20 protein-coding genes are annotated in these 20,764 nt (G+C 62.4%); 11 read left to right on the top strand and 9 right to left on the bottom strand.

Annotated features, from left to right (window positions below; translation table 11 throughout):
* Positions 1 to 132: 132 nt before the first annotated feature.
* Together AC1RLZ_RS11435 and AC1RLZ_RS11430 are read left to right on the top strand one after the other, a co-directional pair.
* A complete protein-coding gene (locus AC1RLZ_RS11435; protein ID WP_493188717.1) occupies positions 133 to 1,107 on the top strand; it encodes a Bug family tripartite tricarboxylate transporter substrate binding protein in 975 nt (324 codons plus the stop codon).
* Positions 1,108 to 1,140: 33 nt separating this feature from the next.
* Positions 1,141 to 1,458, top strand: a complete 318-nt coding sequence (locus tag AC1RLZ_RS11430; RefSeq protein WP_493188716.1) for an NIPSNAP family protein — start codon at positions 1,141 to 1,143, stop codon at positions 1,456 to 1,458.
* A gap of 135 nt (positions 1,459 to 1,593) precedes the next feature.
* Here AC1RLZ_RS11430 and AC1RLZ_RS11425 read toward each other — a convergent pair whose 3' ends face one another.
* A complete protein-coding gene (locus tag AC1RLZ_RS11425) occupies positions 1,594 to 2,388 on the bottom strand; it encodes a class II aldolase/adducin family protein (protein ID WP_493188715.1) in 795 nt (264 codons plus the stop codon).
* Between the two features lie 30 nt (positions 2,389 to 2,418).
* Positions 2,419 to 3,402 (bottom strand): Bug family tripartite tricarboxylate transporter substrate binding protein, encoded by a 984-nt coding sequence (locus tag AC1RLZ_RS11420; protein ID WP_493188714.1) that lies wholly within the window; start codon positions 3,400 to 3,402, stop codon positions 2,419 to 2,421.
* 199 nt (positions 3,403 to 3,601) lie between these two features.
* Between AC1RLZ_RS11420 and AC1RLZ_RS11415 the strand changes: the two genes are divergently transcribed.
* Complete coding sequence (locus tag AC1RLZ_RS11415; RefSeq protein ID WP_493188928.1) at positions 3,602 to 4,051, top strand: MEKHLA domain-containing protein; 450 nt, start codon at positions 3,602 to 3,604, stop codon at positions 4,049 to 4,051.
* 9 nt (positions 4,052 to 4,060) lie between these two features.
* On the opposite strand, the gene AC1RLZ_RS11410 is transcribed toward AC1RLZ_RS11415, so the two are convergent.
* On the bottom strand, positions 4,061 to 4,765 hold the full coding sequence (locus AC1RLZ_RS11410; protein ID WP_493188713.1) for a GntR family transcriptional regulator: 705 nt from the start codon (positions 4,763 to 4,765) through the stop codon (positions 4,061 to 4,063).
* A 121-nt stretch (positions 4,766 to 4,886) separates the two neighbouring features.
* Here AC1RLZ_RS11410 and AC1RLZ_RS11405 point away from each other — a divergent pair, with 121 nt between their 5' ends.
* The 7 genes from AC1RLZ_RS11405 to AC1RLZ_RS11375 all read left to right on the top strand — a co-directional run bounded on the left by AC1RLZ_RS11405 (position 4,887) and on the right by AC1RLZ_RS11375 (position 11,882).
* Positions 4,887 to 5,861 carry a Bug family tripartite tricarboxylate transporter substrate binding protein gene (locus AC1RLZ_RS11405; RefSeq protein ID WP_493188712.1) on the top strand — a complete coding sequence of 325 codons (975 nt, stop codon included), beginning with the start codon at positions 4,887 to 4,889 and terminating at the stop codon, positions 5,859 to 5,861.
* 57 nt (positions 5,862 to 5,918) lie between these two features.
* The gene (locus tag AC1RLZ_RS11400) at positions 5,919 to 7,058 is read left to right on the top strand and encodes a mandelate racemase/muconate lactonizing enzyme family protein (RefSeq protein WP_493188711.1); all 1,140 of its coding nucleotides are present in this window, start codon (positions 5,919 to 5,921) and stop codon (positions 7,056 to 7,058) included.
* A 16-nt stretch (positions 7,059 to 7,074) separates the two neighbouring features.
* Positions 7,075 to 7,980: a fumarylacetoacetate hydrolase family protein gene (locus AC1RLZ_RS11395; protein ID WP_493188710.1), complete on the top strand. Its 906-nt coding sequence runs from the start codon at positions 7,075 to 7,077 to the stop codon at positions 7,978 to 7,980.
* A 1-nt stretch (position 7,981) separates the two neighbouring features.
* Positions 7,982 to 8,935, top strand: a complete 954-nt coding sequence (locus tag AC1RLZ_RS11390; RefSeq protein WP_493188709.1) for a hydroxyacid dehydrogenase — start codon at positions 7,982 to 7,984, stop codon at positions 8,933 to 8,935.
* Positions 8,936 to 8,942: 7 nt separating this feature from the next.
* A complete protein-coding gene (locus AC1RLZ_RS11385) occupies positions 8,943 to 10,082 on the top strand; it encodes a mandelate racemase/muconate lactonizing enzyme family protein (RefSeq protein ID WP_493188708.1) in 1,140 nt (379 codons plus the stop codon).
* Entirely contained in the window at positions 10,075 to 11,103 is a 1,029-nt protein-coding gene (locus AC1RLZ_RS11380; RefSeq protein ID WP_493188707.1) for a Bug family tripartite tricarboxylate transporter substrate binding protein, read from the top strand. Before AC1RLZ_RS11385 ends, AC1RLZ_RS11380 begins: the two co-directional genes overlap by 8 nt.
* 161 nt (positions 11,104 to 11,264) lie before the next feature.
* Positions 11,265 to 11,882 carry a CPBP family intramembrane glutamic endopeptidase gene (locus AC1RLZ_RS11375; protein ID WP_493188706.1) on the top strand — a complete coding sequence of 206 codons (618 nt, stop codon included), beginning with the start codon at positions 11,265 to 11,267 and terminating at the stop codon, positions 11,880 to 11,882.
* A gap of 82 nt (positions 11,883 to 11,964) precedes the next feature.
* Here AC1RLZ_RS11375 and AC1RLZ_RS11370 read toward each other — a convergent pair whose 3' ends face one another.
* The 6 genes from AC1RLZ_RS11370 to AC1RLZ_RS11345 form a co-directional block, all read right to left on the bottom strand.
* On the bottom strand, positions 11,965 to 12,246 hold the full coding sequence (locus tag AC1RLZ_RS11370; protein ID WP_493188705.1) for a hypothetical protein: 282 nt from the start codon (positions 12,244 to 12,246) through the stop codon (positions 11,965 to 11,967).
* A 99-nt stretch (positions 12,247 to 12,345) separates the two neighbouring features.
* Entirely contained in the window at positions 12,346 to 13,197 is an 852-nt protein-coding gene (locus tag AC1RLZ_RS11365) for a tetratricopeptide repeat protein (protein ID WP_493188704.1), read from the bottom strand.
* Positions 13,198 to 13,359: 162 nt separating this feature from the next.
* Entirely contained in the window at positions 13,360 to 14,067 is a 708-nt protein-coding gene (locus tag AC1RLZ_RS11360; RefSeq protein WP_493188703.1) for a GrlR family regulatory protein, read from the bottom strand.
* Between the two features lie 68 nt (positions 14,068 to 14,135).
* Positions 14,136 to 15,125, bottom strand: coding sequence for a Bug family tripartite tricarboxylate transporter substrate binding protein (locus AC1RLZ_RS11355; protein ID WP_493188702.1), 990 nt, complete (start codon positions 15,123 to 15,125; stop codon positions 14,136 to 14,138).
* Between the two features lie 100 nt (positions 15,126 to 15,225).
* Entirely contained in the window at positions 15,226 to 18,462 is a 3,237-nt protein-coding gene (locus tag AC1RLZ_RS11350) for an efflux RND transporter permease subunit (RefSeq protein ID WP_493188701.1), read from the bottom strand.
* Positions 18,463 to 18,695: 233 nt separating this feature from the next.
* Positions 18,696 to 19,904, bottom strand: coding sequence for an efflux RND transporter periplasmic adaptor subunit (locus AC1RLZ_RS11345; RefSeq protein WP_493188700.1), 1,209 nt, complete (start codon positions 19,902 to 19,904; stop codon positions 18,696 to 18,698).
* 198 nt (positions 19,905 to 20,102) lie between these two features.
* On the opposite strand from AC1RLZ_RS11345, the gene AC1RLZ_RS11340 reads away from it, so the two are divergent.
* Positions 20,103 to 20,690 (top strand): TetR/AcrR family transcriptional regulator, encoded by a 588-nt coding sequence (locus AC1RLZ_RS11340; protein ID WP_371420969.1) that lies wholly within the window; start codon positions 20,103 to 20,105, stop codon positions 20,688 to 20,690.
* Positions 20,691 to 20,764: the final 74 nt, after the last annotated feature.

Below are 20,764 nucleotides of genomic sequence, written 5' to 3'. Positions count from 1 at the left end.
CGGGCGTTGCCGTCACCACTTGCGCGTTCGTATGCGCGTGTCGGCATGGCATGACGCCTACCGCCACGACCGCCCGGCATCTGCGGAGCGCGCCGTCGGCAGGACACAAGAACCAGGGGCAGAAGAAACCAAATGTACAAAGCAATCATGCCGTTGCGGAGCCTCGTCGTGGCCGCAGCATTGGCTCTCACGTCGGTCAGCGCGATGGCCGATTACCCCGATCGTCCCCTGCGCGTGATCGTGCCGTTCGCCGCCGGTGGTGCCACCGACGTCATCGCGCGCACCGTGGCGCAAGCCATGTCGGTCCGGCTCGGTCAGTCGATCGTGGTGGAAAACAAGGCCGGCGCCAACGGCAATATCGGCGGCGCCGCGGCGGCGCGCTCGGAGTCCGACGGCTATACGCTGCTGATGGCCACGTCGAGCCACGCGATCAACGCGTCGCTCTACCAGAAGCTCAGCTACAGCCTCACGCGCGATTTCGCGGCCTTGTCAAACCTCGCGTCGGTGCCCCTGCTGCTGGTGGTGCACCCGTCGGTGCCGATCAATTCAGTGAGCGAACTCGCCGCTTACGCCAAGGCCAATGCCGCAAGCGTCAACTATGCATCGGGCGGCGTGGGCACCGCGTCCCATCTGTCCGGTGAGCAGTTCAGCACACTGGCTGGTGCGAAGATCACACACGTCGCTTACAAGGGCGGCGCGCAGGCGCTCAACGATATGATCGGCGGCCAGGTGCAGATCATGTTCGCCAACCTGCCCGAAGTTCTCTCGCTGGTGCAGAGCGGCAAGCTCAAGGCACTCGCGGTGACGGGCAGCACGCGTCACGCCGCCTTGCCGGACGTGCCCGCTTTCGCAGAAACGCCGTATCCCGGCATGAACTTACGCTCGTGGTTCGGCCTGTTCGTACCGGCCGGCACGCCCCCCGCTATCGTCGAGAAGCTTTCGCAGACCATCGTTCAGAGCGTGGCCGACCCCGCCGTCCAGGAGCGGCTCAAAGGGCTTGGCGCCGACCCTGTCGGTGACGACCAGGCAACATTCCAGAAATACGTGAACGACGAGGTGGCGCGCTGGGCCGTGCTTGTTAAGCAGTCGGGCGCTACCGCCGAATGACCCTATTGATCCGCCACCGCTCGAGGAAACCCCATGCTGCTTGACGTTCGCACCTACACTTGCCGCCCCGGCACGATCAAGAAACACCTGGCGCTGTATGCCGAGCACGGCTACGAGATCCAGAGCCGCCATCTGGGCAAGCCGCTCGCCTACGCGCAAATTGAGACCGGCAACGTCAACAGCTACATGCACATCTGGGTCTATGACAGCGCAGCCGATCGCGAAGCCAAGCGCCAGGCGCTGCAGAAGGACCCGGCCTGGGCCGGCTACCTGAAGATCAGCGCCGAGGCCGCCTATCTCATCAGCCAGGAAAACCAGTTGATGACGCCGGTATCGTTCTTCAAGCCGTAGGCGGACCTGCAGTCGCCGAGCCTGCTAGAGCATGATCCCGAAAAGTGGACACCGGTTTTCGGACAAGATCATGCTCTCATAGAGAAAATAGCTAGAGTCTGATCCATCGAAGATGGATCAGACTCTAGCACAAACTCAGTTGCGATAGGACGGATCGACCCGGTCGAGCTTGCGCAGCAGTGCCGGCCAGGCGAGTTCGCCGCTGAGCCCCGGGACATTGTCGCGCGGTTTCATGCGGTCATAGGTATCCTGCAGGACCTTCTGCGGCGGCGTGATCAGCTTGGTGTTGCAGGATAGTGCCGCGACCTGCACCTGACAGGCCCGCTCCATCCGGAACAGCACGTTGAAAGCGGCAGCGATAGTCTTGCCGACCACCAGCAGGCCGTGGTTACGCAGCACCATCGCCTCGTGATGGCCGAGATGCGCAATCAGCCGGTCGCGCTCCTCGGGGTTGTCGGCGATCCCCTCGAAGTCATGATAGGCGACATGAAGGAAGCGCATGCAGGTCTGCGCCACCGGCAGCAACCCGCATTCCATCGCCGACACGGCCATGCCGGCCACCGTATGAGTATGCGCGACGCAATCGACATCGTGACGCGCCATGTGGATGGCGCTGTGGATCACAAAGCCCGCGGCATTCACGGCGTAGTCGGACGCGTTGAACAGCGTGTTGCCGTCGAGATCGATTTTCACGAGGCTCGACGCATCGATCTCCTCATAGAGCATGCCATAGGGATTGATCAGGAACTGGTCTTCCGTTCCCGGCACGCGGCAGGAGATATGGTTGGCGATCATCTCGGTCATGCCATACATCGCGGTGAGGCGGTAGCAGGCGGCGAGATTGACGCGCGACTGCCATTCCTCGGGGCTGACCTGATCCTGCACCGAACGGACGACTTTCACGGCGGGTGAGCTGACGGCTGCATTCATTGATATTCTCCCTTGATCTTGTTCACGCGGTCAGTCGACCGTGATGTTGGCTTCGCGAATGAGTTTGCCCAGACGGTCGCGCTCGCTCTTCACATGGGTTTCGAGCTCCGCCGGCGTCATCGGCCATGGCTGATTGCCGATCGGCTCCATCTTTTTTGCAAATTCCGGTGTCCTGACGACGCGGGTGATGGCAGCGCTGAGCCTGTCCAGCACGGGCTGCGGCGTACCCGCGGGCGCGAAGACCGCGAACCACGTCGCGCCGACGATGCTGGGGAAGCCAAGCTCCTTGAAGGTCGGCACATCAGGCAATTGCGGCAGCCGCTCCTCGGACAGGACCGCCAGCGCGCGATACATGCCGGCCTTGTGGTTCGGCACCGTATTGGTCAGCGCCTCCACATTGCTGTCGACAATGCCAGCCAGCATGTCGTTCATGGCCGGAGCTGCGCCGCGATAGTGAACATGCTGCAGCTTCACGCCGAGCCCGCGGGCGACGATCTCGCCCATCAGATGCACGGTGCTGCCCGGCCCGTTGGTGGCGTTGTTGACCTTGCTAGGATGGGCCAGCGCATAGGCGCGAAACGCCGCGACGTCGGCGGCCGGAAAGTCCTTCTTCACAACGAAGGCGAACGGCACCTTCACCACCATCGCAACCGGCGCGAAGTCCTCCAGCTTGTATTTGATGGAGGCCAGCAGATGCGGGTTGGTCGTGAAGGTCGTCGCGCTGGCGAATAGCAGCGTGTAACCATCCTTGTCGGCACCGGCCACGACTTGCGCACCGATGGACGTGCTGGCGCCGCCGCGGTTCTCGATCACCACCTGTTTGCCGAGTGCGGTGCTGAGCTGTTCGGTGAGGATGCGCGCGACGATGTCGGTCGTTCCGCCGGGCGGAAATGGCACGACCATCGTGATGTTGCGATCGGGATACTGCTGCGCCTGCCCTGGTGCTGCAGCGAACAGCGATCCGGCAAGGGCCGCGGCGACGGCAAACCATCGCCCCTTCTTGTTGTTGCTCACGTATTCTCCCTTTGCGCCGGTCCATTGGGCTTTCGCCTGGAACGGCATTTTCGGGAGAGGCTAAAACAAGAGCCCAGCCGATGCGACGACTAAATAAGCCGGGCAGCTATCGGATTACACGGGACGTGCAGTCGACGAACGGGACGCTGCGCGCTATCTCCTGATAGTCCAACACCAAGAGAGTCTCGTGACCGCTCCGATGCCACCTACTTTCGCGCTCGATGCATCCTTCTTCAAGCTCCTCGCCGGGAGTTATCTCCGCATTGTCGGAAAGCCCCTGTTGGCGCCTGGGCAAGATGTAGCGTGGCTCTACAGCGACGCACCATTCGCAGTGCTCGCACATAACACCGACGCCGATCCGATGTTCGTCTATGCCAATCGCACCGCGCAATCTTGCTTCGAATACAGCTTCGACGAATTCGTCACCATCCCCTCGCGCCTGTCGGCAGAAGCGCCGAACCGCGACGAGCGCCAGCGCCTGCTGGATGCCGTCGCGCGCAACGGCTTCATCGACAATTATCGCGGGTTGCGGATCGCAAAATCCGGCCGGCGCTTCTGGATCGAAGGCGGCATCGTCTGGGAGCTGAGAGACGAGAACGGCGAGCGACGCGGTCAGGCAGCGCTGTTCACGTCATGGACGGATTTGTGAGCGCGGCAACTAAGACGCCGCCAGCGCCTCACGCAGTGGCCGGCGCAACTGTCCGTTGGCATCGGCAAGGCTTGCGAGATAGTCGGCGGCTTCGGTGATATCGGCGACGATCTCGCGCTCGGCGGCATCGGCGTCGCCTGCGACGATGGCCTTGAGCGCCGCCGTGTGGTGATCCCAGCCCTTCAAGAGCACGACATATTCGGGGATCACGAAAGACAACACCGGGCCGCAGCGCAGCCACATATTCTCGATGGTCTCCACGAGGATCGGGACGCCCGACATCGCATAGATCTCGAAGTGAAATTGGCGGTGATAGTCGAGATAGCTTTCGAGATTTTTGGCCGATATCAGCGACTGCATCGTCGCCAACAGGGACTTCAGACGTTCGAGTCCCGCCGCGTTGCGCCGGGTCGCGGCTTCCCGCGCCGCCTGCCCCTCCAGCGCACAGCGCACAACGGTCAGATCCGCGAGCTCGCGCGCCGTCAGATGCGGGACGATCGCCGCATTGCGCGGCCCCTGCTGCAACACGCCCTGTGCGACCAGTCGGGTGACTGCATCGCGTACGGGCGTGATCGACGTGCCGAAGCTCTCCGCGAGGGCTCGGAGCGTCAGCACCGTGCCCGGCGCGAAACGGCCAGCCAGTAGCGCGTCCCGGAGCTGCGCATGCGCCAAGTCCCAGAGCGGTTCGCGTTCGATCCGTTTCAGTGCGGTCATTCTGTGCTCGCTACCCCACCCCATTGAGTCCCGCAAATTCGTGTGCCGCAACCGCGATGAATTGTTCCATTGACCCATCAAGATGTTTGTTATAACAAACATCAAAAATGGGAGGAAAACAATGTTTGTTCAACGCGTCAGCTTTGCCGCGCTCGGATTGGTATTGGGATGCTGGTCCCTGCCTGCTCACGCGCAATCCAACTTTCCGCAGAAAGACATCACGTTCATCGTGCCTTGGAATGCCGGCGGCTCCAACGACGTCGCCGCCCGTGCGCTGGACCCCATCCTGCGCGAGCACGGCATCAAGATCGTGATCGAGAATGTCGTCGGCGCAACAGGCGTCATCGGCATGAAGCGCGTCGCGAGCTCTGCGCCGGATGGTTACACCATCGGCATGGGAACCAGTTCGACGCTGGCGCTGATCGCCCAGAACAAGGCGAACGGACTGACCAACGGCAACTTCACCCACATCGCGCGCGTCTCGACCGATCCCCTGATGCTGCTTGTCCCCTCAACCGGCACGATCAAGGCTCTCCCCGACTACATCGCCAACATGAAAGCAAAGCCGGGCAAGGTCACCATCGGCACGCCCGGCAACTACAATCTCAACCACATCTTCGCCTCCATGACCGCGCGCGCGGCCGGCGTCGATTATGTCAACGTCCCCTATACCGGTGGCTCGAAAGTCGTTGCCGATCTGATCGGACAACATGTCGACTCCGGCGTGCTCAAGCCGTCGGAAACGCTCGGCCAGATCCAGGACAACCTGCTCAAGCCCATCGGCATCTTCGCCAACGAGCGGCTTGAGATGTTTCCGGATGTCCCGACCTTCAAGGAAAAGGGCATCGACGTCTTCCCTTATGGCCCCGTCGTGCAGATGGCCTATGTGGTCGGCCCCGCGAACCTGCCTGACGATGTTCGCACCAAGCTGACCACTGCGTTCCGCGCCGCCATCCAGGACCCGCGCTTCAAGGAATTCGCCAAGAAGAACGTCTTCCTGGTCGACGACGTGACCGGCGACGCGCTCGCCAAGGAAGTCGACAGCGTCGCTGCCGCAATCGGCAAGGTCGCAGCGCAAACTTTCCCGAAAGAATAAACGCGACCGGCGTCCGCCGGCCGTACCTACCTGATTGATCTCGACGAGGACACCACATTGAATATCAAGAAAATCACCTGCCATGTCGTCGCCGCTCCCGTGCAGCGTCCGTTCACGTCGTCACGCGGCTGGCTCTACAAGACGCGCGGCACCTGCCTCGTCGAGATCGAAACGAGTGACGGCATCGTCGGCTGGGGTGAATGCTACGGCCCTTCCGCCGTCGCCAAGGCCTTCATCGACACCCAGCTTGCGCCACGCGTGATCGGCCGCGACCCGTTCGACGTCGAGGTGATCTGGGAAGACCTCTATAACCGCATCAAGGACTACGGCCCGAAGGGTATGTCGATCGCCGCTATCAGCGGCATCGACATCGCGCTGTGGGACATCATCGGCAAGTCCTGCAACAAGCCGGTGCACAAGCTGATCGGCGGTGCCTTCCGCACCGAAGTCGATTGCTACGCGACGGGTCTCTACTTCACCGACATGGAACGCCTTGTCGATGAAGCTGTGGAGGAAGCCGTCGGTTACAAGAAGGCCGGCTTCAAGGCGATCAAAATGAAGATCGGCCTCGGCTCCATCAAACGCGACTATGAGCGCGTCAAGGCCGTGCGCCAGGCGATCGGTTCCGACATCAAGCTGATGGTCGATGCCAATCACTGCCTCACGGTGCCGGCAGCGATCAGGCTCGGCCGCAAGCTCGAAGAACTCGACATCGAATGGTTCGAAGAGCCGATCTCGCCGGAGGATATCGACGGTTATGTCGAAGTCACCCGCGCGCTCGACATGGCGGTTGCCGGTGGCGAGAACGAATTCACCCGCTGGGGTTTTCGCGATGCCATCGTGCGCAAGGCGATGGATATCGTGCAGCCGGACGTCTGTGCCGCCGGCGGCATTACCGAATGCAAGAAGATCGCCGCACTCGCCAGCACCCACGGTGTGGAATGCGTGCCCCATGCCTGGGGCTCGGCGGTTGGTCTCGCGGCAACGATCCACTTCCTCGCCTCGATCCCGAACCAGCCGCCCAGCCTGTTCCCGATGCCGCCGATGCTCGAATTCGAGCAGGAGGAAAACCCGTTTCGCGATCATCTCGCCAAAGAGCCTATCAACCAGGTCAATGGCGTGATTGCGGTGCCGAGCGGTGCAGGCCTCGGCATCGAGGTCGATCGCGCGGTCATTGACAAGTATCGCGTCGCGTGATGGCGAGGCCGCAGTCATGAAGTTTGTCACTTTCGCCGAGTCCGGCCTGACGCGCGCCGGCGTCCTGGTCGGCGACGCCACACGTCCGACCGACGTCGTAGTTGATCTGGCTCACCCGGCGATGCGGGCGGGCCTGAACGGAATCGCGCCGCAAATTCAGGCCTTTCTCGACGCAGGCCTCGGCAAGATCGTCAGTTGCATCACGGCGCACGGGCTTTCCGATGCCGCGCGGCTGACTGCAGACCGCGTGACACTGCTGGCGCCACTCCCCGCACCACGCCGCATTTTCGGGATCGCGCACAACTATCACGATGCGATTGCCGAGCGTGGCATCGTCGCGCCAACCGAGCCCGTGCTGTTCATGAAAGCGCCGCGAACGGTCATCGCCGCAGGCCCGTCGATCGTCCTTCCCGCCTCGATCGGCGGCGTCACCTATGAAGCCGAGCTCGCCGCCGTGATCGGCAAGCGCGCCGTGAATGTCTCGAAGGAACAGGCGCTCGAATATGTCGCCGCCTATGGCTGCTTCAACGACATCAGCGCCAGCGAAATGATCAAGGCCGACGGCCACTTCGATCGCGGCAAGAACATTTCGAGTTTTGGCCCGTTCGGACCGTTCCTCGCCTCATCCGATGAGATCGCCGATCCGCAGGCGCTGAAGGTCTCGCTCACTGTCGATGGCAAGACGCTGCAACAGGGATCCACCAAAGACATGATCTTCGGCGTTGCCGATCTCGTATCCTGGCTGTCGCATCGCGGTCCGCTTGAGCCCGGCGACGTCATCGCGACAGGAACGCCCGCCGGCGTCGCAGCGATGCATAAGCCTCCGGCTTGGCTGAAACCCGGGTCGACCGTGACCGCCAGCGTCGAACGACTTGGCCAGCTCGCCAATCCGATTACCGAAGGACCGGCTTTCGATGCCTGACATGCCCACAGTTCTGCTGACCAATCCGATGCATGCCGATGGCGAAGCGATCCTGTCGCCGCATGCGCGGCTGATCACGGCTCCCGATACCAGGCCGGACACACTGCGCGCATGGGCGAAAGACGCCGACGGCATCATCGTGCGCGCGAAGCTGCCTGACGATATCGTCGATCACGCACCGCGCCTGAAGGGCATGGTCCGTCACGGCGTTGGTCTCGATTTCATCCCAGTCGATGCTGCCACCGCGCGCGGCGTTGCAGTGGCCAACCTGCCCGGCAGCAATACGTCCGCCGTTGCCGAATATGCGATGTCGGCACTGCTGCATCTGCGGCGCCCGATCCATCGCATGAACGTACTGATGCGCAGCGACGGCTGGGGCGCTTCGCGCGCCACCGCCGAGAGCTTTACCGAGCTGAACGGCTCGACGCTCGGCATTCTCGGTGTTGGCACGATCGGCCGCCGTGTCGCGCAGATCGCGAGGCACGGTTTTGGCATGAATGTCGTCGGTACATCGCGGCGCATGGGATCGTTGCCTGCAGACGTCGAGGAAGTCTCGCTGGATCAATTGTTCGCGCGCAGCGATGCGCTCGTGATCTGCTGTTCACTGACCGATGAAACGCGCGGTCTCGTCAATGCCACGCGCATCGGCCAGATGAAGCCCGAGGCGGTTCTGGTCAACGTGTCGCGCGGCGCCGTCGTCGAGAATGCACCGCTGATCGGAGCGTTGAAATCAGGCAAACTTGGCGGCGCGGCGCTCGATGTGTTCGACATCCAGCCCCTGCCCGCGGACGACGCTTTGTTCGACTGTCCCAATCTTTTGCTGACGCCGCATGCGGCGGCGATCACCGCGAGCAGCAGCCGCGGCATGGCGGTCGGCGCAGCTGAAGAAATGCTTCGCATCCTGCGCGGCGAACAACCGCGCAATCTCGTCAATCCCGGTCACAAGGCAGCGTGAGGTTCCCATGAAGATTACTGCAATCAAAGCCGTTCCGATTTCCTACCGCGTCCCGCAGGGCCAGAACGTCCGCCTGGGCATCGGCCGCGCCGTCAAGCGCGACGCCGTGCTGGTCAAGGTCACGACCGACGAAGGCGTCACCGGCTGGGGCGAAGCGCATCACGGCCGCTGCCCCGGCGCCATCGCCAAGCTCATCGACACGACGATGGCCGAACTCGTCATCGGCATGGACGCGATGAATGTCGTCGGTGTGTGGCACCGCGTCTATCAGATGCAACTGTCCAGCCACGGCATGGGCTATGCCGCGGCGATGGCGCTGAGTGGCCTCGACCTCGCGCTGTGGGACATCCGTGCCAAGGCGGCCGGCTGGCCGCTCTACAAACTGCTCGGCGGCGCATCGAAGCCGATCAAGGCCTATGCCGGCGGCATCTCGCTGGGCTGGCAGGCGCCGGAGTCACTCGCCGAGGAAGCGCAGGGTTACATCGCGAAAGGCTACCGCGCGGTGAAGCTGCGTGTCGGCGACAATCCGCGTGACGACGTCGCCCGCGCCACCGCCGTCCGCAAGGCTGTTGGCGATGCCATCGAAATCCTCGTGGACGCCAACACCGGCTACACGCTGGACGACGTGCGCCGCGTGATGCCGGCCTATGACGATCTGCAGATCGGCTGGCTCGAGGAGCCGTTCCCCGCACTCGACTATCGTTCCTATCAGGCAGCCGCCGCGATGGGCTCGACGCCGCTTGCGGCCGGCGAGAACCACTTCACGCGCTTCGAGTTCAACCGTCTGATCGAGGATCGCGCCGTGAGCTTCGTGCAGCCCGACCTGTCGAAGACCGGCGGCGTGACGGAATCAATGCGGATCGCCGGCATGACCCAGGCGTGGAAACTCTCGTTCAATCCGCACACCTCGGCCACCGGCATCAACATGGCGGCAACCATCAACGTTCTCGCCTCGGTCGAGGACCCCGGCTATTTCGAAGGCGATGTCGCCAAGCACAACCCGTTCCGCGACGAGGTCGGCGGCATTCCCTACAAGCTCGATGCCAACGGTTGCGTCGCCCCCTCGGAGATCGCAGGCCTCGGCGTCGAGATCGACGAGGCCTTCATCAACGCCCACCCGCTGATCGAGGGTCCCTGCTATGTCTGATCCGCGACGGGTTGAAGTCGTACTGCGCGCCTCGCGTCTCGTTCACTTCGCCTGCCGCGCACTCATCCTCGTGCTGGCCGGAACAGCCTGCGCTCATGCGCAGGCGACCGCGCCAGCGGGCGAGACCTATCCCAGCAAGACGATCAAATACATCGTCCCCTATCCGCCTGGCGGCTTCAACGACACGCTCGGGCGGATCTTCGCACAGAAACTGCAGGATGCCTGGGGCGTTCCCGTGGTGGTCGAGAACCGGCCCGGCGGCGGCACGTTGATCGGCACCGAAGCGGTCGCCAAATCCGCACCCGATGGCTACACGCTGCTCGGCGTCGCCTTCCCGTTCGGCTCCAATCCGAGCATCTACAAGAACCTGCCCTATGATACTGTGAAAGACTTCACGCCGCTGGTCTTTGCAGGACAGACACCGAACCTGCTCGTGGTCAAACCGTCGCTGCCGATCAATACGGTCAAGGAGCTGATCGACTACGCCAACAAGAATCCCGGCAAGGTCAGCTACGGCTCGACCGGCATCGGGTCGTCAAACCATTTGTCGATGGAGCTGTTCAAGAGTCTCGCCGGCATCGACATCGTGCACGTCCCCTACAAGGGGAGCGCACCGATGGTGAACGACATGCTCGGCGGCCATATCGATGTCGCCTTCGACAACACGCCGAATGTGTTGCCGCAAGTGAACGGCGGCAAGCTTCGCGCACTCGGCGTCAGCAGCAAGACGCGCTCGGCGTTGGCGCCCGACGTGCCCACGGTCTCTGATGCCGGCGTGGCCGGCTACGAGGTCAATGTCTGGTTCGGCGTCGTCGGTCCCGCGGGCATGCCCGCGGAAATCGTGCGCAAGCTCAACACCGAGATGAATGCGATCCTGAAACAGGACGACGTCAGGCGTCGCTTCATCGACCAGGGCGTCGAACCCGTTGGCGGCACACCCGCGCAATTCGCGGACCAGATCAAGACCGAGATCCAGAAATGGGCCCGTGTCGTGAAGGATGCAGGCATCAAACCGGAATAGACGGCCCCGGTGATCCGCCACCGGTGTTGCCATTGACCACGTTTAAAAAGCGCCGCTACGACCGACGCGTTTCGCCATGTTGCCGATCACGCTTTCGTCTATAGCGGCTTGCGCAATCGCTCTGCCATTAAACCACCACATGACTTCAGCTATAGAAGATCATGACGGTTTTGCGACAACAACGACTCCAATGGCGATTGATCGCTCCGCTGCCGGGATTTGCAGCGTTGCTGCTGGCACCCGGCCTCGCCATCCACTGGGGGTTTCTGCCGTTCGAATATCGCATTCCCGCGCTGCTGCTGGTCTCCGTGCTGTGTATCGCGCTGTGCCTGCTGGCCGGCTTTTCTGTTGCGGAACTCGGCCTCAGCCGTCCCTCTGACATCAGCCACTGGTTGTTCTGTGCCGCGATCACGGCAGGCATTGCCGCGATCATGGTGGCGCAAACGCGGTTCCTCACCTTTGACCACAAGCCACCGGTCTGGCTCAGCTTCGCGCCGTTCTATGTTCTGGTATCGAGCCCTTGCCAGGAAGTCGTGTGCCGATCGATTCCGAAACTGATGACTGATCGGCTGCAGGTCCGGCCCTGGACCTATGTGATCTATTCCTCGGCGGTGTTCTCGCTGATCCATGTCGCCTATGGCGACAGCATCCTGATGCTCAACACGTTTCTGGTCGGCATCGTCTGGGGCGTTGCCTATCTGAGAATGCGGAACATCTGGCCGGTGATCCTGTCGCATGCCGCCATCGGTACGCTCGCGTTTTCACTCGGCCTCGCTTGAGGCTTTTCTCTTACAGCATGATCGCTCGACAAACGAACTCGTTTGTCGGCGAAAACCGGCATCCACTTTTCGGAATCATGCTCTACCGGTTATACCCGCCGCCGAAGCTGCTCTTGATCTGGTGCAGCAGCGTCAGCACCCAGCACAGCGTGAAGGCCCCTGCGAGTCCGTAGCCCGTGCGGCGATCAATCACCGACAGGCCGGTCCACAGCCAGATACGATAGAGCCAGAGGCCGGCAAGACCGACGCCGAGCAGGCAGACCAGCAGCTTGACGAAGCGCGCATTGGCCACGCCCACCGCGGCAAACAGGATGGTCAGCGGCACCAGAAACAACTGGCAGATGGCGATCAGGCTTTCGTTCACAGGCGGCTCCAGGGAATCGCAAAACGCGTCTCAGCACCGGGAGCTTAGGCATCCAATTTGAAACAAATGGTTGCCGATGAACAAGCCGCGAGAGATCGTTCAGAAGCACATATTGGTGACGACGTTGCCGCGCTTGTCCTTGACCACATAGGGACACTTGATGCGTTCCAGCGCCTTCTTCGCATCTTCATCGCCGAGGGCTGCGGCTTTCTCATAATATGCCTTCGCGGCATCCTTATCCGACGCGCCACCGCGGCCGTTTTGCGCGAACGCGCCCATGCGCTCCAATGCGCCCGGATGGTTCTGCGCCGCAGCCTTTTCGAACAGGCCGCGCGCCGCAACGTCATCCTTCGCGCCGCCGATGCCTTCCGACAGCATCATGCCGAGCTGATACTGCGCCTCCGCATTGGTCTCTGCGGATTTCGCCAGCAATTGCCGTGCACGCACCGGGTCCGTCCCCGCGCCCGCGCCGCCGGACAGCGCCGCAAGATTGCTGACGCCGCGCGGATTGCCGGCCTCGGCTGCGCGCTCGAACAGTTTGCGCGCCTGCGCCTCGTCGCGCGCAACGCCGGTCCCGTTGCCATAGGCAACGCCGAGTTCGACCATGGCCGAGGTACTGCCCTTGTCCGCCGCCTTGCGCCACGCCGCGAGCGCCTCCGCAACCTGTGCATTGGCCGCGTAAGCGCGCCCAAGCTGGAACATCGCCCGGCGCGAACCGCCCGATGCGGTCCTACAGAACTTGATGGCGGTGGCGATATCGGCTTTGGCGATATCGGCCAAGCCCTTCACATCAGCAGGCTTGTCGGGATCGGCAGGATCGGCCGCGAGACGATCGCACAGAACCAGATCGGCGGACTGGGCCTGCACACGTGACGGCGCGGACAACACAGCCAGTCCGGCGGCGAGGCCGAAGAGACAGATACCGGACGTTTTGCGGGTTCGCTGTGCCATGGGTGTCGCCATCACCAGTGTCATATCGCTCTGACAGTAAGGACAGACACGCAGGCCATCAAGCCGCACTCGGATCGCAGGATGGGTAGAGCGTAGCGAAACCCATCTCTTTCATAGGTGAGAATGATGGGTTTCGCGAAGACGCTCGACCCATCCTACGATCTAAACAGCCTTGCAGATCAGTTTCAGCACGGCCTGCAACCGCAGGCTCCGCTTGCCGGCCAGCGCCGTGGCTTCCAGCTCGGCACCCGTCTCGTCGCAAGTGCCGGAAAAGCCGATACCGATTTCATGGCCGCCGAAGACCGGGTTCTCGCCTTTTGCCGGCGTGTGCTCCTGATTGAGCATCTCGCCCTTCCAGCGCCCGTCGGCCGAGGAATAGGCGCCGAGATAATAGAAGAACGCATCGCCGCCAAGGATGCGGCCATCATGCAGCAACATCACGCCGTTGAGGCCGCCATCGATGCCGTCGAGCGTGCGCAGATGGATCGAATACAGTCCGTTGGCGATGCCACCCGCACCGATCGGTCCGGCCGGAGGCATCTTGCCGTCGTCGATCGTCGTCATGACCGACTGGAATTTCGCACCCGGCATTTGCGGCGACGAGCCCTGAAAACGATAGGTATCGCCATCGGGCCGGCCGATAACGCTGATAGTCGCTATGTCCTGACCGAGCAGCGAGGGATAGTTCGGATCGTTCATGTGGCGGCGGCTCTCGATCTCCGCCACGACCTCGTGCCCCCGGAGCTCATAGCTGCCGATATGGGCAAAGGCCGAATTGCCCCCGAGCATGCTGCCATGCTCGACAAACATCACGCTGCGACCGACCGCCTCATCAACACGGTATTCGCATTTGTAGAAACCCGTCCGCAACCCGTCATTCCTCCGCAGCGCCTTTCGCATTGTAGCGGAAGATATGCAATGGAGGAAAGCGCACCTCGTCAACTCGGAACGATTCCAGCGGTCTTGATCACAGGCAACAGCCGCGCTTCTTCCTTGTCGCGGAACGCCGTGATCTCCACACTCGAGGTCGGGAACGGCTGCGCGCCGAGTTCGGCGAATTTCGCGCCCACGGTTGGGTCCTTTAGCACCTGCACAGCCAGCGTGTTGATCCGCGCCACGAGATCGGGCGCCATACCGGCCGGACCGCAGAGCGCGGTCCACGAGGTCAACTCATAGCCCGGCAGAACCTCGCTCATAGCCGGCACGTCCGGCACCGCAGGGCTACGGCCCGCCGTGGTCACGGCGATGGCGCGTACCCCGCCGTCGCGGATCTGCTGCAGCGAGCCCGGCAGGTTGTCGAACAGCGTATCAACGCGCCCGGCCAGAAGGTCCACCATGGCCGGGCTGCCGCCCTTGTACATGATATGCTGCAGATCGATACCAGCCGCGCTCTTCATCATCTCTCCGGACAGATGCAGCGTGGTGCCGATGCCCGGCGATGCGTAGCTGTATTTGCCGGGGCTGGCCTTGGCTAGCGCAATGAACTCCTTGAGATCCTTTACGGGAAGCTCCTTCTTGACGACCAGCACATTCGGCAACTGCCACAGTCCGCTGATGAAGGTGAAATCCTTGCCGGCCTGATAAGGCAACTTGACGTAAGTGCCGACCGCGATGGCATTGGTCGCGATACTGCCCATGCCGAGCCCGTAACCATCGGGCTGCGCCTTCGCGATGGCATCGGCGCCGAGCACACCGCCTGCTCCGCCGCGGTTTTCGACCACGAATTGCTGGCCTGTGAGCTCGCTCATCTTCTGACAGAAGATCCGCGACAGCGTATCCGTCGCGCCGCCCGCGGCGAAACCGAGGGAATATCTCACGCTGCGGGTCGGCCAAGCGCCGTGCGCAGTTGCCGCACGCGGCACTGCGAGAGAGGCGCCCAGCAGCGCAAGCGCGCTGCGACGAGACACGAGGATGCGATCGGTCGACATGTTTCTCTCCCCCTGATCCGCGCGCCGTGATGCCGCAGAAATTGCGGCATCCGGAATTTGAGTGCGCGTGATTTGACTTAGGTGAGAGCCAGTCTGGGCCTCACGAATGGGGTGTCAACGTGGCGTGTGGGCGCGGCTCGGCGTCGTGCGATACCGGTGCCAGCGGCGCCGCCTGATCGACCGTCGCCTCGCCATGCTGGGTCAGCGGACGGTTGCCTGCCATGGCACGCAGCAGCACATAGAACATCGGCGTGAAGAAGATGCCGAAGGCCGTGACGCCGATCATGCCGGCGAACACCGCGACGCCCATGGCATGGCGCATTTCGGAGCCTGCGCCGGTCGACGTCACCAGTGGCACAACGCCCATGATGAAGGCCAGCGACGTCATCAGGATCGGCCGCAACCGCAATCGGCTGGCCTCAATCGCCGCCTGGATCGGCGTACGCCCGGCAAATTCCAGCTCGCGGGCAAATTCCACGATCAGAATGGCGTTCTTCGCGGACAGGCCCACCAAGACGATCAAACCGATCTGGGTGAAGACGTTGTTGTCGCCTTTGGTGATCCAGACGCCGAACATCGCGGCCAGCAAGCCCATCGGCACGATCATGATGATCGACAATGGCAGCGTCAGGCTTTCGTATTGCGCGGCGAGCACCAGGAACACCAACAGCATCGCCACCGGGAACACGATCAGCGACGAATTGCCGGCGATGATTTCCTGATAGGTCAGTTCGGTCCATTCGAAGTCGATGCCCTTGGGCAGCGTCTCCTTGGCGACACGCGCCACGGCGTCCTGTGCCTGGCCGGTGGAATAGCCGGGCGCCGCGCCGCCATTGATATCGGCCGACAGGAAACCGTTGTAGCGCATGGCGCGCTCCGGCCCTGCACTTTCCTTGACGCGCAGCAGCGTCGAGAGCGGGATCATCTCGTTGCTGTCGGAGCGAACTTTCAACTGGCCAATATCATCGGCCCGCGCCCGGAATTTGGCGTCAGCCTGGACGCGCACCGAATAGGTACGACCGAATTTATTGAAGTCGTTCACATAGAGCGAGCCGAGATAGATCTGCATCGTGTCGAACACCGAGGTGACGGGCACGTTGAGCTGTCGCGCCTTGGTGCGATCGACGTCCGCATAGAGCTGCGGCACATTGATCTGATAGCTCGAGAACAGGCCAGCCAGTTCCTTTTGCTGCATCGCCTTGCCGATGAAAGCCTTGGTGGCGTCGTTCAGCGCCTCATAGCCGAGACCGGCGCGATCCTCGATCTGCAGTTTGAAGCCGCCGATCGTGCCAAGACCCGACACCGGCGGCGGCGGGAACATGGCGATGAAGGCGTCCTGAATGCCGGCAAACTTCTTGTTCAGAGACAACGCAATGGCATTTCCGCTCAGGTTCGGATCCTTGCGTTTATCAAACGCATCCAAGCCTATGAAAACGATGCCCGAATTCGACGAGTTTGTGAATCCGTTGATCGACAGGCCCGGGAACTGGATCGAATTCTCGACGCCGGGCTCCTTTTGCGCGATCTCGCCCATGCGACGGATCACCTCTTCGGTACGGTCCAGCGTGGCGCCGTCGGGGAGTTGCGCAAAGCCGACCAGATACTGCTTGTCCTGCCCGGGCACGAAACCGCCCGGGACTGCGTGGAACAGATAACCGGTGACGCCAATCAGCAGAACGTAGATTCCCATCACCGCGGCGCGGCGCGAGACGACGCGCTTCACGCCTCCGCTATAGGCGTCGGAGCTTCTGGCAAAGAAGCGGTTGAAGCGGACGAAGAACCAGCCGAGCGTCTTGTCCATGAAGCGCGTCAACGCATCCTTCGGCGCATCATGGCCCTTCAGCAGCAGCGCGGCGAGCGCCGGCGACAGCGTCAGCGAATTGAAAGCCGAGATCACCGTGGAGATCGCCACCGTCAGTGCGAACTGCTTGTAGAACTGGCCGGTCAAACCGGTGATGAAGGCGAGCGGCACGAACACGGCAACCAGCACCAGCGCGATCGCAATGATCGGCCCGGTCACCTCGCGCATGGCCTGATAGGCCGCGCTCTTGGGATCGAGGCCGCGCTCGATATTGCGCTCGACGTTTTCCACCACGACGATGGCGTCGTCGACGACGATGCCGATGGCCAGCACAAGGCCGAACAGCGTCAGCGCATTCACCGAGAAGCCGAACACGTGCATCACGGCGAAAGTACCGACCACGGATACCGGCACAGCGATCAGCGGGATGATCGAGGCACGCCATGTCTGCAGGAACAGAATGACGACGAGCACCACCAAGGCGATGGCTTCCAGCAGCGTGTGGATCACCGCCTCGATCGAGGCGCGGACGAACTGCGTGGGATCGTAGACGATGTCGTAGGTGACACCGTCCGGCATATTCTCCTTCAGCTCCTTCATGGTCTTGCGGACATTGTCGGAGATCTGGATCGCGTTGGAGCCCGGCGACTGGAAGATCGGTACAGCCACCGCCGACTTGTTGTTCAGCAGCGAACGCAGTGCATAGTCGGCAGCGCCGAGCTCGATGCGCGCGATATCGCGCAGCCGCACCACTTCGCCGTTGTCGCCGTTCTTGACGATGATCTCGCCGAATTCCTCTTCGGTCTGCAGGCGCCCCTGTGCATTGATGGAGAGCTGTAGATCAAGGCCCGGCTCATTGGGCGAACCGCCCACCTGCCCCGCTGCTGCCTGCACGTTCTGCGCGCGGATTTCGCGTACGACATCGCCCGGCGACAGGCCGCGCTCGGCGACCTTCTGTGGATCGAGCCAGACGCGCATGGAGTAATCGCCCGAGCCGAACAGCTGCACCTGACCGACGCCTTCAATGCGCGCGAGGCGATCCTTGACGTTGAGCACGGCGTAATTGCGCAGATAGGTCATGTCATAGCGGTCGTTCGGCGACAGCAAATGCACGACCATGGTCAGGTCAGGCGCGCTCTTGATTGTGGTCACGCCAAGCGCACGCACTTCTGCAGGGAGGCGCGGCTCGGCCTGCGAAACGCGGTTCTGCACCAGCTGCTGCGCCTTGTCGGGATCGGTGCCGAGGCGGAAGGTGACGTTCAGAGTCATCCTGCCGTCGGTGGTCGCCTGGCTGCTCATATAGAGCATGTTCTCGACGCCGTTGATCTGCTCTTCGATCGGCGTCGAGACCGTTTCCGCAATCACCTTTGGATTGGCGCCGGGATAATTCGCAGTCACCACCACGGTCGGCGGCGCCACTTCCGGATATTCGGAGATCGGCAGCACCGGCATCGACAGCAGACCGGCGAGGAAGATCACCGTCGACAGCACACCCGCAAAGATCGGTCGATCAATGAAAAACTTGGAGAAATTCATGGCTTGTCTCGTCAATACAGGATTTCGCGATAGTGCTGTCTCCCCGTTCCGTGCGAAGCGAAGCTTCGCTAGGGGAGACGATAGTGCGGACGCAATTGGCATCGGATGAGGGGGAGCCGCGCCACAGACTCGCAGAAAGTGAAGAGTCCCCCTCGCCCGCCGGCTTCGCCGGACGAACTCTCCCCGCTGGCGAAGCTTTGCTTCGTGCAGCGGTGAGAGATTAGTAGGAGCCGTTAGTTCTGCGCGACAGCCTTGCTCGGGGCGAGAGACGCAGCGTTCATCGCCACCATCTCTGGCTTGATGGTCACGCCGGGCCGCACGCGCTGCAATCCATTGACAACGATCCGCTCGCCGGCTTGAAGGCCGTTGAGGATCACGCGCATGCCATCGACCGACGGTCCCAGGATCACTTCGCGATATTGCGCCTTGTCCTTGGCATCGACCACCATGACGAACTTCTTGTTCTGGTCGGTGCCGACTGCCCGCTCGCTGATCAGCAGCGTCTGCTCTGCCTTGGGCTGGCCCATGGTGAGCCGCGCGAACTGGCCGGGCATCAACCGGCCGTCGGCATTGTCGAACATGGCGCGCACCCGCACCGTGCCGCTGCGCGGATCGACCTGATTGTCGATGAACTGCATGCGGCCCTTCAGCGGTGCGCTGTCGGTGACGGTCGTCATGTGAACCGGAATCCGGTCGATTTCGCCCGGCGTCTTTTCATCGGCCAGCGTCTTCAATGCGCGCGACACCACCTGTTCGTCGGCATTGAAGCTTGCATAGATCGGATTGACCGAGACCAGCGTTGTCAGCAGCGGCGCAGACGGGCCGGCTGAAATCAGGTTGCCGACCGTGATCTCCACCTTGCCGACCCGGCCCGCGACCGGCGCGCGCACTTCGGTGTAGCTGAGATTGAGCTCGGCGGTCTTGAGCGCGGCTTCTGCAGCCTTGAGGTTAGCTTCCGCCTCACGATACGCATTGATACGATTGTCGAGGTCGCGCTGGGTGATGCTGGAGCTGGTCAGTTGCTGACCGCGGTCGAAATCGGCCTTGGTGAGGATCAGGCGCGCTCGCGACGCGGACACCTGCCCCTGGGCGCGATCGACGTCAGCGGCGTAGAGCGCCGGATCGATCAGCACCAGAAGGTCGTCCTTCTTGACCAGCGCGCCTTCGCGAAAGTGGATCTCCTGAACAGCGCCTGCGACGCGGGATCTGATTTCCACCCGTTCGATGGCCTCAAGGCGGCCCGAAAACTCGTCCGACGGCGCCGTCGCCTTGGCTTCGACCACGGCGACCGAGGCCTGGACGGCGGCGGGAGCAACCGCGCCGGACTCGGCTTGAGCTGCCACGCTGGACAAATTCATCAGCGCCGCACCGCCGCCAACGGCGACCGCAACCAGCGCGATTCCGGCGCCTAGAGCGATCCTGCGAGGGAGATTAGTTGCCATTGTGAACCCCATTTAATCTGTAAGGGCTTGTAAAGCCCTGTCATTTCAGTAGCTAAAAGGTGCATCCCGCGTCTGGTCGGTTCCCACCGGCACTTCGCTGCAACGCACACATTCGTAACGTCCGGTATAGATGGACTATCGACATCCACTGTCAAGAGACTTATCTACTGAACGGTAGAAAACTTTGGAGAGCCCGTCGTGGCACTGGGACGTCCTCGTGAATTCGATACCGACACAGCCCTGGACCTCGCGCTGCATGTGTTCTGGCGCAAGGGTTACGAAGGCGCGTCGATGACCGACCTCACCGAAGCCATGGGCATCACCAAGCCCAGTCTCTATGCGGCGTTCGGCAACAAGGAAGATCTGTTCCGCAAGGCGCTGGATCGCTACGTCGATGGCCCCGGTGGTTATTTCCGCACCGGCCTGGAGAAGCCCACGGCCCGCGAAGCGGTCCAGCATATCCTGTACGAGTCCGTCGAAGCGGTGACCGATCCCAAGAATCCCGGCTGTCTCGCGGTCCAGGGCGCGCTCTGCTGCGGTGACGCCGCGGAGACCATCAAGCAGGAACTGACCGCGCGCCGCTCGAAGAGCGAGGACGATCTGCGCATTCGCTTCACGCGCGCTATCGCCGAAGGCGATCTGCCAGCCGATGCGGATGCCGGCGATCTCGCGCGCTACGTGTCGGCCATCCTGCAGGGCATGGCCGTGCAAGCCGCAGGCGGCGCACCGCGCGAGCAATTGCGAAAACTCGCCGACATGGCCATGCGCAGCTGGCCTCCGATCTAGGGCCGATCGACATTCATTGGTTCCAGATCATTGCTGCGGCGAGGTGGATGAAGCCAGCGAAGTGCGAGGTTCGT

The organism is Tardiphaga sp. GW822-FHT04G09 (assembly GCF_058800725.1).
The sequence above is the reverse complement of the archived record's forward strand: the minus strand, read 5'-3'. Positions and strand labels throughout refer to the sequence as shown.